Source organism: Muricoccus nepalensis (assembly GCF_006438825.1).
GTDB classification, from domain to species: domain Bacteria; phylum Pseudomonadota; class Alphaproteobacteria; order Acetobacterales; family Acetobacteraceae; genus Roseomonas; species Roseomonas nepalensis.
On sequence record NZ_RCZP01000001.1, the window covers coordinates 335,499 to 350,386 of the forward strand.

Consider the following 14,888-nt stretch of genomic DNA (forward strand, 5'->3'; position numbering starts at 1 on the left):
ACCGGCAGCGCGTCGACCGGCAGGTCGGCCTGGGCGCCGACGTCGATGCCGGAGTTGGACAGCTCGGCCGAGATGCCGTCGAACACGGCCGCTGCCATCATGTCGCAGTAGAGGTTGATGGCGCGGATCGCGTCGTCGTTGCCCGGGATCGGGAAGGCGACGCCGGAGGGGTCGGCGTTGGAGTCGCAGACGGCGATCACGGGGATGCCGAGCTTGTTGGCCTCCTCGATCGCCAGCTTCTCCTTGATCGTGTCGATCACGAAGATCAGGTCGGGCAGGCCGCCCATCTCGCGGATCCCGCCGAGCGCGCGGTCGAGCTTCTCCTTCTCGCGCGTCAGCATGAGGATCTCCTTCTTGGTGAGACCCTGGGTGTTGCCGCCGAGCTGCTCGTCCATCTGCTTCAGGCGCTTGATGGAGCCGGTGATGGTCTTCCAGTTCGTGAGCATGCCGCCGAGCCAGCGGTGGTTCACGTAGTACTGGCCGCAGCGGGTCGCGGCCTCGGCCACGTAGTCCGCCGCCGCCTTCTTGGTGCCCACGAAGAGCACGCGGCCGCCGCCGGCCACCACGTCGCGGACGGTGCGCAGCGCGCGGTCCAGCATGGGGACGGTCTGCTGCAGGTCGAGGATGTGGACCTGGTTGCGGACGCCGAAGATGTAGGGGGCCATCTTCGGGTTCCACCGGCGGGTGTGATGGCCGAAGTGGACGCCGGCCTCGAGCAGGCCGCGCAGGGTGACATCGGGCATCGCCATGGTGGCGGTTCCTTCTTCCGATTGATCCGGTTAGGCCTCCGCGGCGCTGTACCAGCCGGATGTTCCTGACGGAAAACCGGGAGGACCGGACCCTGCCGCGTGTCTCGGAAGGGCGCACCGCGTGCGGATTTGCCGGGCGGAGGGAGGTCCCCCCGCCCGGCGGGCCGCATATGGCACGCCGGGCCCGGCCGGGCAAGGGCGCCCCCCCGTCCGTGCCTCAGGCCGGCCCGCTCCGACCGGCCCCTTCCAATCGGCCGCGTCAGGCGGCGAAGGCGTCCTCCAGCCGCTTGAGCATCGCCTTCTCGTTGGTCGAGGTCTTGCTCATCAGCCCGAGGAAGCCCCCCGACGCCTCCGCCACCTGGTGGGCGCGGGCCATGACGTCCTTGTGGAGCGCGGCGCGGGCCTCGGGCGCGAGGGCGTGGACGTAGTCCGTCCAGAGGGCGAGTAGGTCCTGCGGGGGGTGCTGGGCCAGCCAGTGGTCGAGCAGCGCGTGGGCGGCGGTGCCGGCGGGAATGCCGGCCCCGTCGGCCGCGGCGAGGACGGCGCGGCGCTCCTCCTCGTCCGGGCTGCCATCCGCCCAGGCGACGAGCACGAGGGGGGCGAGGGAGAGGGCGGCCAGGGCGTTCGTCCCGATGCCGTGGGCCTCCAGCCGCTCCATCATCTTGGGGTCCTGCAGGCCGGCGGCGCCGGAGAGCTCCTTCTGGCCCTCGGGCGCGTGCAGGCGCCGGATCAGCTCCGCGTTCTCGCGCGCGAAGAAGGCCTCCTCCAGCGCCTTGCGGCGGTCGTCGAGGAAATCGTGGCTCATGGCATGCTCCAGGATGCTTCGTGGCCCTCGCGGGCGGCGGGGCCAGGATATGGGCAGCGGGCGCCGGCTCCAATGCCGGCCGCCGGGCTCGGCGGAAGCGGGCCGCTCCGGTTGTCAGGCGCGGCCCGCTTCTGCCACGCTCGGCCGCCAGGGCAAGGCGCCGGCAACAGGCGCCCGCCCACGGGAGGTACACGCATGACGACGCACCCGCGGGGGCGCCTGCCCCGCCGCCGCCTTCTCGCCCTCGGCGCTGCCGGGTTTGCCGCGCCCGCCATCGCTCAGTCGGGCTTCCCCAACCGGCCCATCCGCCTCCTCGTGCCCTGGCCGCCCGGCGGTTCGGCGGACGCCCAGCTCCGGTCGCTCGCGGACATGGCCACGAAGGCCATCGGCCAGCCCGTCCTGATCGAGAACCGCTCCGGCGCGCGCGGCCTGCTGGCGGCCCAGGCGCTGCTGCAGGCGGCGCCGGACGGCTACACCCTCGCCCAGCACCACCTCTCGGTCCTCCGCCACCCCTTCATGACCAAGGCCCGGTCCTGGGACCCGGTCGCGGACTTCACCCCGGTGCTGGGGCTGACGGGATGGCTCTTCGGCGTCGTCGTGCGGGCGGACAGCCCGATCCAGGACTGGGCGGGCTACGTCGCCGCCGCGCGGGCCCGGCCGGGGCGGATGACCTACTCCACGAGCGGCATCGGGACGAGCAACCACATCGCCATGGAGGACATCTGCGCGCGCCTCGGCCTCGAGATGACGCACGTCCCCTTCCGCGGCACCACCGAGGGCGTCACCTCGCTGCTCGGCGGGCAGATCGACAGCATCGCCGACAGCTCCGCCTGGGTGCCGCAGGTGGAATCGGGCGCCTTCCGGCTCCTCTGCGTCTGGTCGCCCGAGCGCGCGGCGCGCTTCCCGGCGGTGCCCACGCTGAAGGAGCTGGGCGTGGACGTGGTGGTCACCTCGCCCTACGGCATCGCGGGCCCCAAGGGCATGGACCCCGGCGTGGTGCGCGCCCTGCACGACGCCTTCAAGGCGGCGCTGATGAGCCCGGAGAACACCGCCGTCCGCGAGCGCTGGGACATGCCCCTCGCCTACATGGACACCGCCGCCTACCGCGACTTCATCGCGGAGCGCGTGGCCTACGAGCGCGAGATGGTCGGGCGCCTCCGCCTGAGCATCGACAGCTAGGGCATCGACAGCTAGGCCGCCTCCACCGCCTCCACGCCCGGGATCACCTTCATCGCCTGGGCGAGGCGGGGCGAGACGTTCCAGCGGCCGGGCAGCGTCAGCTCCACCTCCTGGCCCGGCCCGGTGCGGGGGATGAGGATGACCTCCCCCCGGCCCTTCCCTTCCCGCTCCAGCAGGCTGCGCAGCGGCTCGATCGCCTCCATGCCCGCGACCTCGATCCGCAGGCCCTGGCCGATCGACTGCGCCGCTCGCTCCAGCGGCTCGCAGTCGAGCGCGGTCAGCCGCACGGCCTCGCCGTCGGCGCGCACCTCGGTCGAGAAGATCACGGCGTTCCCCTCCACCAGCATCTCCCGGCACTTGCCGAGGATCTCGGAGAAGCAGGTCACCTCCGTGCTGCCGCTGGCGTCCGAGATCCGGATCCAGGCCATGCGGCTGCCGGTCTTCGTCGTGCGCTCCTTCGCGCCGATGATGGTGCCCGCCAGCTTCAGCCGCGCGGCGCCGCCCTGGGCGCGCTCCGTCATCTTCGCGATGGGGCACACGTTCAGCTTGCGCAGCGTGTCGATGTAGGTGTCGAGCGGATGGGCCGAGAGGTGGAAGCCGATCGCCTCCGCCTCCTTCTCCAGCCGGTCGAGCTGCGGCCAGTCCGGCATGTCCCGCAGCCGCAGCGGCGGCGTGTCGGCGGCGGCGCCGGGCGCGCCGAACAGACCGATCTGCGCGCTTCCTCGGTCCTCGGCCGCCGCCTGGGCGCGGCGGAGGATTTGCTCGGCGCCCTCCGTCACGCGGGCACGGTTCGGGTCCAGGCACTCAAAGGCGCCGGCGCGCGCTAGGTTCTCGACCTGCATCTTGTTGAGCTGCTTCGGGTCCACCCGGTCCGCGAAGTCGGAGAGCGATCGGAAGGGTCCGCCCTCCCCCCGCACGCGCACGAGGTCCTGCATGGCGGCGAGCCCCACGCGCTTGACGGCCGCCAGCGCGAAGCGGATCGCCTCCACTTGCGAGCCGTCCTCGCCCTCCCGCATCTCCACCGTGAACTCGGCGGCGCTGCGGTTCACGTCCGGCGGCAGCACCTTGATGCCGAGGCGCGACGCCTCCTGCAGGTGGGAGGCGAGCTTGTCGGTGTTCGCCATGTCGAGCGTCATGGAGGCCGCGAGGAAGGCCACCGTGTGGTTCGCCTTCAGCCAGGCCGTCTGGTAGGACACCAGCGCGTAGGCGGCGGCGTGCGACTTGTTGAAGCCGTACTCCGCGAAGCGCTCCATCAGGTCGAAGATCTCGCCGGCCTTGCCCTCCGGGATGCCGCGCTTCGTCGCGCCCTCCACGAAGATGGCGCGCTGGGCCTGCATCTCCGAGCGGATCTTCTTGCCCATGGCGCGGCGGAGCAGGTCCGCGCCGCCGAGCGAGTAGCCTGCCAGCTCCTGGCTGATCTGCATGACCTGCTCCTGGTAGACCAGGATGCCGTAGGTCTCCTCCACCAGCGGGCGCATCGCGGGGTGCACGGGCTCCCAGGGCTCGCCGTGCTTGCGGGCGCAGTAGGCGGGGATGTTCGCCATCGGCCCCGGCCGGTAGAGCGACACGGCCGCGATCAAGTCCTCGAACCGGTCCGGGCGCATCATACGGAGGCAGTCCCGCATGCCCTGGCCTTCGAACTGGAACACCCCGGCCGCGTCGCCCTTGGCGAGCATGGCGTAGGTCTTGGCGTCGTCCAGCGGGATGGTGGTCAGGTCCACCGTGATCCCCTGACCCTTGAGGATGTTCACCGCGCGCTCGAGCACGGTCAGCGTCTTCAGGCCGAGGAAGTCGAACTTCACCAGCGACGCGCTCTCGACGTATTTCATCGAGTACTGCGTCACCAGCATGTCGCTCCGCGGGTCGCGGTAGAGCGGCACGATGTCGATTAGCGGGCGGCGCCCGATCACCACGCCGGCGGCGTGGGTGGAGGCGTTGCGGTAGAGCCCCTCGAGCTGCAGCCCCGTGTGCATGAGGCGGTCGACGTTCTCGTCGGTCTCGCGCATCTCCTTCAGCCGCGGCTCGCCGTCCAGCGCCTCCTGCAGGGTGGGCGGCTTGGCGGCGTTGAAGGGAATGAGCTCCGCGATGCGGTTCACCTGGCCGTAGGGCATGCCCATCACGCGGCCGACGTCGCGCACCACCGCCTTGGCCTGCAAGCGGCCGAAGGTGATGATCTGGCCCACGCGGTCCTCGCCGTATTCCCGCCGCACGTACTGGATCACCTCCTCCCGCCGGTCCTGGCAGAAGTCGATGTCGAAGTCCGGCATCGAGACGCGCTCGGGGTTCAGGAAGCGCTCGAACAGCAGCCCGAAGCGGAGCGGGTCGAGGTCCGTGATCAGCAGCGCCCAGGCCGCGACCGACCCCGCGCCCGATCCGCGCCCGGGCCCCACCGGGATGCCCTGCTCCTTCGCCCACTGGATGAAGTCGGCGACGATGAGGAAGTAGCCCGAGAAGCCCATCTTCTCGATGACGTTCAGCTCGAAGGCCAGGCGCTCGCGGTACTCGGGGCGCTTCTCCTCGGGCGTGCCCTGGGCATCGAGGCGCCCTTCCAGCCCGCGCGTCGCCATGTCCCGCACCGTCTCCGCCTCGGTCATGCCGGGCTGCACCTTCGGGCAGATCGGCAACTCGGGCTTGCGCGTCTCCGCCATGACGGCGCAGCGGCGCGCGATGGCCAGCGTGTTGTCGCAGGCCTCCGGCAGGTCCGCGAAGAGGGCGCGCATGGCGGCCGGCGGCTTGAACCAATGGTCCGGCGTCACGCGGCGGCGGTCGGGCTCGGCCAGCGTCCGGCCCTCGGCGATGCAGAGAAGCGCGTCATGCGCCTCGTGCGCGGCCTCGGTCGCGAAGTAGACGTCGTTGGCGGCGACGATCGGCACGGCGGCGGCGTCGGCCAGCGCCAACAGCCCCGGCTCCACCGCGCGGTCGCGCTCCGTGCCGTGGCGGGTCAGCTCCACCGCCAGGTCGTCGCCATAGGCCTCCCGCAGCGCGGCCAGCAGCGCCTCGGCCTGCGCGCGGCGCCCCTCCGCCAGCAGGCGCCCGAGCGGGCCCAGCGTGCCACCGGTCAGCAGGAAGATGCCCCCCGCGTTGGCGCGAAGCTGGTCGAGGTTGATCGCGGGCTTGCCCGAGGGGTCCTCGCCGAGCCAGCCCAGCGAGGACAGCCGCTGGAGGTTCTGCAGCCCCGGCGCGTCCATCGCCAGCGCCACGACCGGGTCGGGCGGAAGCCGCGCCGCCTCCGGCCGCTCCGGCTCCTTCGCGCGGGCGAGCCAGAGCTGGCAGCCGATGATGGGCTGCACGCCCTCCTTGGCCGCGTACTGACTGAACTCGAGCGCGCCGAACATGGTGGCGGTGTCGGTCAGCGCCAGCGCGGGCATGCCGGCCTTGCGGGCGAGGCCGGGGAGCTTGTCGGCCTTGATGGAGCCTTCCGCCAGCGAGTAGGCGGAGTGGACGTGGAGGTGGACGAAGCTGGAGGCCATCCCCCGAATATAGGCCCTCCCCGCCCGATTCGCGCCCGTCCGCGGGCGGCAGGCCCGAGAAACGGGCCTCCGCCGGCGGAACATCGGCGCCTGTGGCTCTAGGTCGGCACGATCAGCCCGTCGCGCAGCGTGACCGTGCGGTCCATCCGCGCGGCCAGCTCGGGGTTGTGGGTCGCGATCAGGGCCGCGACGCCGCGCCCGCGCACGGCCTCGAGGAGCTCGGCGAAGACGCGGTCGGCCGTGCCGACGTCGAGGTTCCCGGTCGGCTCGTCCGCCAGCAGCACCTTCGGGCCGTTCGCCAGCGCCCGGGCGATGGCCACCCGCTGCTGCTCGCCGCCCGAGAGCCGCGTCGGCCGGTGGTGCCCGCGGTCGGCCAGGCCGAAGGTGGCCAGCAGCTCGCGCGCCCGCGCCTCCGCCTCCCGCCGCGGGCGATTGGCCGCGAGTTGGGGGAGGACGACGTTCTCCTCCGCGGTGAACTCCGGCAGCAGGTGGTGAAACTGGTAGACGAAGCCGATCGTGTCCCGCCGGAGCGCGGTGCGGGCGTCGTCGGAGAGGCCGCCAGAATCGCGGCCCTCCACCAGCACCCGCCCGGCATCCGGCTTCTCCAGCAGCCCCGCGACGTGCAGCAGCGTCGACTTGCCCGTGCCGGAGGGGGCGACGAGGGCCACGATCTCCCCCGCGAAGAGGTCGAGCTCGGCGCCGCGCAGCACCGGCAGCTCCCCCGCCTCGGTGCGGTAGCGGCGCTCGACGGCACGGAGCGCGAGCGGCGCGTCAGGCATTGCGCAGCCCCTCCACCGGGTCCAGCCGCGCGGCGCGCCAGGAGGGATAGATCGTGGCCAGCAGCGAGAGGCCGAGCCCCATGCCGACCACCTGCGCCACCTCCATCGGCTCCACCACCGCTGGCAGCTTCGTCAGGAAGTAGATCTCCGCGCTGAACAGCTCCGTGCCCGTCAGCCCCTGGAGGAACTGCCGGATGTTCTCGATGTTGAGGCAGAAGACGAGGCCGATGAGGAAACCGATGAGCGTGCCCGCGATGCCGATGGAGGCGCCGGCGAGGAGGAAGATGCGCAGGATCGCGCCGCGGGTCGCGCCCACCGTCCGCAGCACCGCGATGTCCCGCCCCTTGTCCTTCACGAGCATGATCAGCGACGAGACGATGTTGAAGGCGGCGACGATGATGATCAGCGTCAGGATGAGGAACATCACGTTCCGCTCCACCTGCACCGCGTTGAAGAAGGAGGAGTTGGAGTCCTGCCAGTCGAGCACCCGCACGGGCAGGCCGCGCAGCGCCCCGAAGATCTCGCGCGTCGCGTTCCGCACGCGGGAGGGATCGTCGACGAAGACCTCCACCTGGGTCGCGCTGTCGCGGTGCTGGAAATAGATCTGGGCCGCGCCGAAGGGCAGGAAGACGTAGCTGGAATCGTACTCCTGCATCCCCGCCTCGAAGAGCGCGACCACCTCGTAGGCGCGCAGCCGCGGCACCGTGCCCATCACCGTCGTGCGCCCCTGGGGCGAGACGAGGGTGATGCGCTCGCCGACGCGGATGCCGAGCTTCCGCGCCAGGCGCGTGCCGATGACGATGGTGTCGTCGCCGCCGAAGCGCGCGAGGTCGCCCGCGCGGATGTTCCCCGCGATCAGCGGCCGCGCGCGCAGGTCCTCCGGCCGGATGCCGCGGGCCAGCCCGCCCGTCGCGCCGCCCTCGTCGCTCGTGAAGAGGACCTGCCCCTCCACGATCGGGGTCGCGGAAGCGATGCCCGGCAGGCCGCGGATGCGGGCGGCGATGTTGTCGAAGTCGCGAAGACCGTCGTTGTCCTGCGCGTAGACGCCGAGATGCCCGTTCAGCCCGAGGATCCGCCCCAGCAGCTCCTGCCGGAAGCCGTTCATCACGGACATGACGATGATGAGGGTCGCCACCCCGAGCGCGATGCCGACGAGCGAGAAGATCGCGATGACCGAGACGAAGCGCTCCCCCTTGCGGGCGCGGAGGTAGCGGAAGGCGACGGCGCGCTCGAAGGGGGAGAACATCAAGCGAGCGTCGCGCGGATCCGGGCCAGCGCCTCGTCGAGCGGCAGTTCCAGCCGCTCGCCGGTCGCGCGGCGCTTCAACTCGACCACGCCCTTGGCCGCGCCCCGCGGCCCGACGATGGCCTGCCAGGGATAACCGACGAGGTCCGCGTCCGCGAACTTCGCCCCCGCGCGCTCCGGCCGGTCGTCCAGCACCGCCTCGCTGCGGAGCGCGCCGTAGAGCTGCTCGCAGAGCGCGTCCGCCGCGGCGTCTCCCGGCTTGAGGTTGAGGATGGCGCAGGCGTAGGGCGCGACGGCGTCGGGCCAGATGATGCCGCCCTCGTCGTGCCCGGCCTCGATGATGGCCGCGAGCAGCCGGGAGACGCCGATGCCGTAGGAGCCCATCTCCGGCACCACCGGCGTGCCGTCCGGCCCGGCAACCGTCAGGCCCATGGGCTTGGAGTACTTCGTGCCGAAGTAGAAGATGTGGCCGACCTCGATCCCGCGCGCGGTGACCTGGCTCTCCGCGGGGATCGCGCCCCAGGCGGCCTCGTCGTGCTTCTCGTCGGTCGCGGCGTAGCGGCTGGTCCAGAAGTCCACCACCGGCGAGGGGTCGCCCGTGCCGCTCGGGTCCTGCGCCAGCACGTCGAAGTCGAGCAGGTCCTTGTGGAGGTAGACGAGGCTCTCGCCGGTCTCGGCGAGGATGATGAACTCGTGGCTGAGGTCGCCGCCGATCGGCCCCGTGTCGGCCTGCATCGGGATCGCCTTCAGCCCCATCCGCGCGAAGGTGCGCAGATAGGCCCGGAACATCAGCCGGTAGGAACGCCGCGCGCCCTCGGCGTCGAGGTCGAAGGAGTAGGCGTCCTTCATCAGGAACTCGCGCCCGCGCATGACGCCGAAGCGCGGCCGGATCTCGTCCCGGAACTTCCACTGGATGTGGTAGAGGCTGCGCGGCAGGTCGCGGTAGGACTTCGCGTAGCCCTTGAAGAGGTCGGTGACCATCTCCTCGTTCGTCGGGCCGTAGAGCATCTCGCGGTCGTGCCGGTCGGTGATGCGGAGCATCTCCTTGCCGTAGTCCTCATAGCGGCCGCTCTCCTTCCAGAGGTCGGCGGGCTGCACCGTCGGCATGAGGATCTCCTGCGCGCCGGCGAGGTCCTGCTCCTGGCGCACGATCTCCGAGACCTTGCGGAGCACGCGGAGCCCGAGCGGCAGCCAGGCGTAGATGCCGGCGCTCGTCTGGCGGATGAGACCCGCGCGCAGCATGAGGCGGTGCGAGACGATCTGCGCCTCGGCGGGCGTTTCCTTCAGCGTGGGCAGGAAGGCGCGGGAAAGGCGCAAGTGCGGAGGCTCCGGTGGGCCAGGGGATGCGGTCGGGGCGCAACCTAGAGCAAGGCGCGGGGGGCGCAATCCGTGACGGGCTCCCGCCGCCCCGCGGTGCAAAAAAGAAGGGCCGCCCCGAAGGGACGGCCCGAGTTTAGGGAGGAAACGCCAGTCACACGGCGGAAGAGGAAAAGCCCTCTTCCATGTCCCTATGATGAGCCCCGACCTCTCCCCGGAGAAGAGTTTTTGGCCGCCGGACGGCGTGAAAATAGGCGAATAAGAAGCCTATTGATCAAAAAGAAGGCCTCAAGACGCCAAAACCATGCATCTGCCTAATCGTTGGGCTTTGCCAGCCAGCCCTCGCGGAAGGAGAGCCAATCCGCCAGGACGAGCCAGTCGATGAAGAACCACACGAGGATGGAGACAACCGTGGTGGTGAGCACGACTCGCAGCACCCGCACCTGCCGGGGCGCCCCGCGCCAGCCGCCCGTCGCCTCGGCCTCGGGGTCCGGGTTCACGCCCAGCGGCAGCACGGCGAAGAGGACCGTCCACCAGACGAGGAAGTAAACGACCGTTCCGGTAACCCAGCCCATCCCTGTTCCCCACGCCGCCCCGAAGGGGACTGCCGGGCCGCCCCAGGCGCCCGGACCCTGCCGTATCAGCCGCGATCACCATCAGGCGGAAACGGGAACATACCCCGCGCCTGCCGGATCAGACCCGCAGGAGGTGAAGCTCCACCAGCGGGCGCTTGCGCACCCGGCGGCCGATGGCCTTGCGCAGCGCGGTCCGGGCCGCCTCGCGCAGCGCCGTGTCCTCGCGCCGCAGCCCCGCAGGCATGTCGTTGACGAGGCGGGCGAGGTCCGTCGCGATCTGGTTCGTCGCGTCCTCGCCTTGCTCAAAGAGGCCGGGCGCGGAGATCTGCGGCAGGCCGCGCACCTTCCCGCTGTCGTCCACCGCGAGCGAGCCGACGACGACGCCGTTGAAGAGCATCCGCCGGCGGGCGCCGAGCACCGTCCCCTCCAGCGGCAGCAGCCGGGCGCCGTCGACGGCGAGCTTGCCGCTCTGCACCGTCTCCGACACCTCCACAGTGCCCGGGCCGAGGCGGAGCATGTCGCCGTCCTCGATCAGGTGCGGGATGGCGCCGAAGTCGCGGGCCAGCGCCGCGTGCTGCTGCAGGTGACGCCACTCGCCGTGCACGGGTACCGCGTGGCGTGGCTTCACCAGGTCGTAGAGGCGTCGCAGCTCCTCCTTGGCGGGGTGGCCGGAGACGTGGACCGGGTGCTCGGAGTCCGGCGTAATGACTCGGCAGCCCGCGCGGAAAAGGGCGGACTCCACGGCCATGATCGCCTTCTCGTTCCCCGGGATCATGCGGGAGGAGAAGATGACGGTGTCCCCCTCCCCCAGCGAGATCTGGGGATGCGTGTCCGCCGCGATCTTGGCGAGCGCCGAGCGCGGCTCGCCCTGGCTGCCCGTGCAGATGATCAGCAGCTCGTCATCCGGCTGGTAGCCGGCCTCGTCCTCCTCCAGGAAGGGCGGGATGTCCTTGAAATATCCCGTCTCGCGCGCCGACGCATCGGCGTTGCGCAGCGACCGGCCGAAGAGCGCGACCCGTCGCCCCGCGGCCATGGCGGCGCGGGCGATCGATTCGACACGGGCGATGTTGGTCGCGAAGCAGGCGACCGCCACCCGGCCCTTCAGCCCCGCGATGAGGCTGGTCAGGGCGACGCGCACGTCCGCCTCGCTTCCGGAGAAGCCGTCCACCAGGGCGTTGGTGCTGTCGCAGACCATGGCCAGCACGCCCTCGCGCCCGAGCGCCGCGAAGCCGGCCTCGTCGGTCGGCGGCCCGATCAGCGGGTCGGCGTCGAGCTTCCAGTCGCCGGTGTGCAGGACCGTGCCGTAGGGGGTGCGGATGGCCAGGGCCTGGGCCTCGGGCACGGAATGCGCGACGCGGAGGAACTGGAGGTCGAAGGCCCCGATCAGCAGGCGGGAGGCCAGCGGCACGGTGTGGAGCTTCACCTCGCCGAGCAGCCCGGCCTCGCCGAGCTTGCGGCGCAGGACGGCCGCGGCGAAGGGGCTGGCGTAGAGCGGGCAGCGCAAGAGCGGCCAGAGCGACGCCACCGCGCCGAGATGGTCCTCGTGCGCGTGGGTGATCACCAAGCCCACCAGCCGGTCCCGCCGCTCCACCAGCCAGGCGGGATCCGGCACGAGGATCTCCGCCTCCGGGAACTCGCTTCCCCCGAACCCGATGCCGCAATCCACCGCCAGGAGGGCCCCGTCCAGGCGATAGACGTTGAGATTCATCCCGATCTCGCCCGTCCCCCCCAGAGGGAGGAAGGCGAGGTCGTCCGTTGTATCGAAGGTCATTCGGTCTCGTTCTTGAGAGCTTCTGGAAGCGTTGTCTTGTGGAAGATGGGGGGTGGGTTGCGGCCAGCCAACAGGCGCAACCCTTCCAGCGTGATATCGGGATCAGTGTGTTGAATGACCGTCGTCCCTTCGGCGAACAAGGGGGCGAGCCCGCCGGTCGCGATCACCTTCAGGGGACTGCCGTGCTCGGCCCGGATGCGGCTCACGAGGCCCTCGATGAGGCCCACGTACCCCCAGAAGATGCCCGACTGCATGGCGGGCACGGTGTCCCGCCCGATCACCGCCTGAGGGCGGCCGATGCCGATCCGGGGCAGCCGGGCGGCGGCGCGGTGCAGCGCCTCGATGGAAAGGTTGATGCCGGGCGCGATGACGCCGCCGATGTAGGCCCCCCCCTCCCCCACAACGTCGAAGGTGGTCGCGGTGCCGAAGTCGATGACGATGAGGGGCCCGGAATAGTGGTGGTGGGCGGCCAGGGCGTTGAGCAGCCGGTCGGCGCCCACCTCCTTCGGCCGGTCCATGAGAATCTCGAAGCCCCAGTTCACGCTGTCCCCGCGCGCGACGAGGGGCTCGCAGTTGAACCAGTCCCGCACCAGCCGGCGAAGGTTGTAGAGGGCCGCGGGCACGACGGTGCCGAGGGCGCAGCGGGTGATCTCCGCCGGCCTCAGCCCCGCGTGGGAGAGCAGGGTGAGCAGCCAGACGGCGTACTCGTCGCTCGTCCGGTCCGGCCGGGTGGCGATCCGCCAGCGACCGCGCCACTCCCGGCCGTCATGGACGGCGAAGACGACGTTCGTGTTGCCGGCATCGATCGCCAGAAGCATCGCGGTCATCCTTCTGCGCGGCCCGGGGGGCGCCGTTCAGGCGTGAACGTCCCCGGCCGTCACCGTTTCCATGCCGAGAGCGGTGCGAAGACGCAATGCGCCGGTCTCGTCCAGCCCCTCGAACGCGCCGGTGACGGTCCCGCGCGGCCCGGTGACGGTCGTGGGGGTGCCGGGCGCCGGGCCGCGCTCGAGCCAAGCCCGCCGGATGGCCGCGAAGCCCTCCGCCTCCCGCACCGCGCGCCAATGATCGAGCGAGGCCAGGAGCGCCGCGGCCGCCCGCTCCGGCGGGAGGGCAGGCGGCGGCAGGGCGGCGGTCCGCCGGCCGGGCACCTCCGGCGCGAAGGCGAGGTTCACGCCGATGCCGAGGGCAAGCCAGTCCAGCCGCCCCTCCGCCGAGAGCGCGGCCTCGGCGAGGATCCCCGCGCATTTGGCGCCGCCAAGAAGAAGGTCGTTCGGCCATTTCAGGCACAGCCCGGCGGCGTGGGGCTCCAGCGCCGAATGCAGCGCGACCGCCACCAGCAGGCCCCATTGCGGGACCTCCCGCACCGGCGCCGCGGGGCGGAGAAGCACGGAGAGGGAGAGGTTGCCGGGCGGGGACTCCCAGTGCCGCCCCCGGGTGCCGCGCCCCGCGGTCTGCCGCCGGGCGAGGATGGCGAGCCGCTCCGGCTCCCCGGCCTCGGCGCGCTCCCGCAGCAGGTCGGCGGTGCTGGGGAGCTGGTCGTGCACCAGCATCCGCCAGCCCGCCGGCAGGTCGCTCACCCCGCCAGCGCCGCGACCGCCGCCGTGGCCGCCGCGACGATCGGCGCGGGGAAGAGGAAGAAGAGCACGTTGAAGAGCCCCGCCCCCGCCAGCACGAAGGAGACGGCCGAGCTGCGCGGGTCCAGCGCCGCCTCGGCCGCGTCGAAGTACATGATCTTGATGATGCGGAGATAGTAGAAGGCCCCGACCACGCTCGTCAGCACGCCCACCGTCGCCAGGACCCAGTAGCCCTCCTGCACCGCGGCGAGGAAGACGTAGAGCTTCGAGAAGAAGCCCGCGAGCGGCGGGATGCCGGCCATGGAGAACATGAAGACGGCCATGGCCAGCGCCATCGCCGGATCCGTCCGGCCGAGCCCCGCGAGGTCCTCGATCCGCTCGAGCGAGCGCCCCTGGCGCCGCATGGCGACCAGCACCGCGAAGACGCCGGCGTTCATGACGATGTAGATGGCCATGTAGAGCATCACGCCGCGAAGCCCGGTGTCGGTCGCGACCGCGAGCCCCATTAGCGCGTAGCCGACATGGCCGATGGAGGAATAGGCCATCAGCCGCTTGATGTTCGGCTGCCGGATGGCGGCGAAGGAGCCGAGCAGCATGGAGCCGAGGGAGGCGAGCCAGATCACCCCCTGCCACTGCGCGGCCAGGTCGGCGAAGGGGTCGGCCAGGACCCGGACCAGCAGCGCCACCGCCGCCACCTTCGGCGCCGAGGCGAAGAAGGCCGTCACCGGCGTCGGCGCGCCCTCGTAGACGTCCGGCGTCCACATGTGGAAGGGCACCGCGGAGATCTTGAACGCGAGCGCCGCGACGACGAAGGTCATGCCGACCACCACGCCCAGCGACACGCCGCCCTCCCCCGACACCGCCGTCGCGATGGCCGAGAAGTTGGTCGAGCCCGCGAAGCCGTAGGTGAGGCTCGCACCGTAGAGGTAGAGGCCGGAGGCCAGCGCGCCGAGGACGAAGTACTTCAGCCCGGCCTCGGCCGAGCGCGCGTTGTCACGGTCGAAGGCCGCGATGACGTAGAGCGAGAGCGAGAGGAGCTCGAGCCCCATGTAGAGGGTGATGAGGTCCGAGGCCGAGACCATGGCCATCATCCCGATCGTGCTGAACAGCACGAGGATCGGGAACTCGAAGCGCGCGATGCCCTGCTTCTCGTTCCAGTCGAGCGCCAGCAGCAGGCCGGTCGCGGCGCCGAGCAGGATGAGGATCTTGGCGAAGCGCGCGAAGGCGTCGGAGACGAACTGGCCGTGGAAGGCCTGCCCGTCCGCGGATCCCAGCACGAGCACCGCCGCCACGAGCAGCGCGCCGAGCGTGCCCATGGTGATCGGGAAGGTCATGTCCCGCTTCGGGATCACGCCGGCGAGCAGCAGCACGAGGCCGGCGACCGAGAGCAGCGTCTCGGGAAGGGCGAGGGTCCAGTTCATCGT

The 14,888-nt window shown here is 71.4% G+C and carries 11 protein-coding genes and 1 pseudogene; 1 reads left to right on the forward strand and 11 read right to left on the reverse strand.

Going from position 1 to position 14,888, the window contains the following annotated elements; translation table 11 throughout:
* Positions 1–2 precede the first annotated feature (2 nt).
* Together rpsB and EAH89_RS01440 are read right to left on the reverse strand one after the other, a co-directional pair.
* Positions 3–749 (reverse strand): annotated as a pseudogene (rpsB, locus tag EAH89_RS01435) (30S ribosomal protein S2); the annotation flags it as partial.
* 259 nt (positions 750–1,008) lie between these two features.
* Positions 1,009–1,554: a hypothetical protein gene (locus tag EAH89_RS01440; RefSeq protein ID WP_140880978.1), complete on the reverse strand. Its 546-nt coding sequence runs from the start codon at positions 1,552–1,554 to the stop codon at positions 1,009–1,011.
* A 195-nt stretch (positions 1,555–1,749) separates the two neighbouring features.
* Between EAH89_RS01440 and EAH89_RS01445 the strand changes: the two genes are divergently transcribed.
* Positions 1,750–2,733, forward strand: a complete 984-nt coding sequence (locus EAH89_RS01445; protein ID WP_140880979.1) for a tripartite tricarboxylate transporter substrate binding protein — start codon at positions 1,750–1,752, stop codon at positions 2,731–2,733.
* 11 nt (positions 2,734–2,744) lie between these two features.
* Here the strand turns inward: EAH89_RS01445 and dnaE are convergent, their stop codons facing one another.
* The 9 genes from dnaE to nuoN form a co-directional block, all read right to left on the reverse strand.
* Positions 2,745–6,203, reverse strand: a complete 3,459-nt coding sequence (gene dnaE / locus EAH89_RS01450) for a DNA polymerase III subunit alpha (RefSeq protein WP_140880980.1) — start codon at positions 6,201–6,203, stop codon at positions 2,745–2,747.
* Between the two features lie 98 nt (positions 6,204–6,301).
* Positions 6,302–6,982: an ABC transporter ATP-binding protein gene (locus EAH89_RS01455; RefSeq protein WP_140880981.1), complete on the reverse strand. Its 681-nt coding sequence runs from the start codon at positions 6,980–6,982 to the stop codon at positions 6,302–6,304.
* Complete coding sequence (locus tag EAH89_RS01460; protein WP_140881151.1) at positions 6,975–8,228, reverse strand: lipoprotein-releasing ABC transporter permease subunit; 1,254 nt, start codon at positions 8,226–8,228, stop codon at positions 6,975–6,977. The genes EAH89_RS01455 and EAH89_RS01460 overlap by 8 nt, the downstream gene beginning before the upstream one ends.
* On the reverse strand, positions 8,228–9,544 hold the full coding sequence (gene proS / locus EAH89_RS01465) for a proline--tRNA ligase (RefSeq protein ID WP_140880982.1): 1,317 nt from the start codon (positions 9,542–9,544) through the stop codon (positions 8,228–8,230). The genes EAH89_RS01460 and proS overlap by 1 nt, the downstream gene beginning before the upstream one ends.
* A 314-nt stretch (positions 9,545–9,858) precedes the next feature.
* Complete coding sequence (locus EAH89_RS01470) at positions 9,859–10,119, reverse strand: DUF1467 family protein (RefSeq protein ID WP_140880983.1); 261 nt, start codon at positions 10,117–10,119, stop codon at positions 9,859–9,861.
* Between the two features lie 118 nt (positions 10,120–10,237).
* Positions 10,238–11,890, reverse strand: coding sequence for a ribonuclease J (locus tag EAH89_RS01475; RefSeq protein ID WP_140880984.1), 1,653 nt, complete (start codon positions 11,888–11,890; stop codon positions 10,238–10,240).
* Entirely contained in the window at positions 11,887–12,708 is an 822-nt protein-coding gene (locus EAH89_RS01480) for a type III pantothenate kinase (protein WP_140880985.1), read from the reverse strand. The genes EAH89_RS01475 and EAH89_RS01480 overlap by 4 nt, the downstream gene beginning before the upstream one ends.
* A 36-nt stretch (positions 12,709–12,744) precedes the next feature.
* Positions 12,745–13,467 (reverse strand): biotin--[acetyl-CoA-carboxylase] ligase, encoded by a 723-nt coding sequence (locus EAH89_RS01485; protein ID WP_241666789.1) that lies wholly within the window; start codon positions 13,465–13,467, stop codon positions 12,745–12,747.
* Positions 13,464–14,885: an NADH-quinone oxidoreductase subunit NuoN gene (gene nuoN, locus EAH89_RS01490; RefSeq protein ID WP_140880986.1), complete on the reverse strand. Its 1,422-nt coding sequence runs from the start codon at positions 14,883–14,885 to the stop codon at positions 13,464–13,466. The genes EAH89_RS01485 and nuoN overlap by 4 nt, the downstream gene beginning before the upstream one ends.
* Positions 14,886–14,888 lie beyond the last annotated feature (3 nt).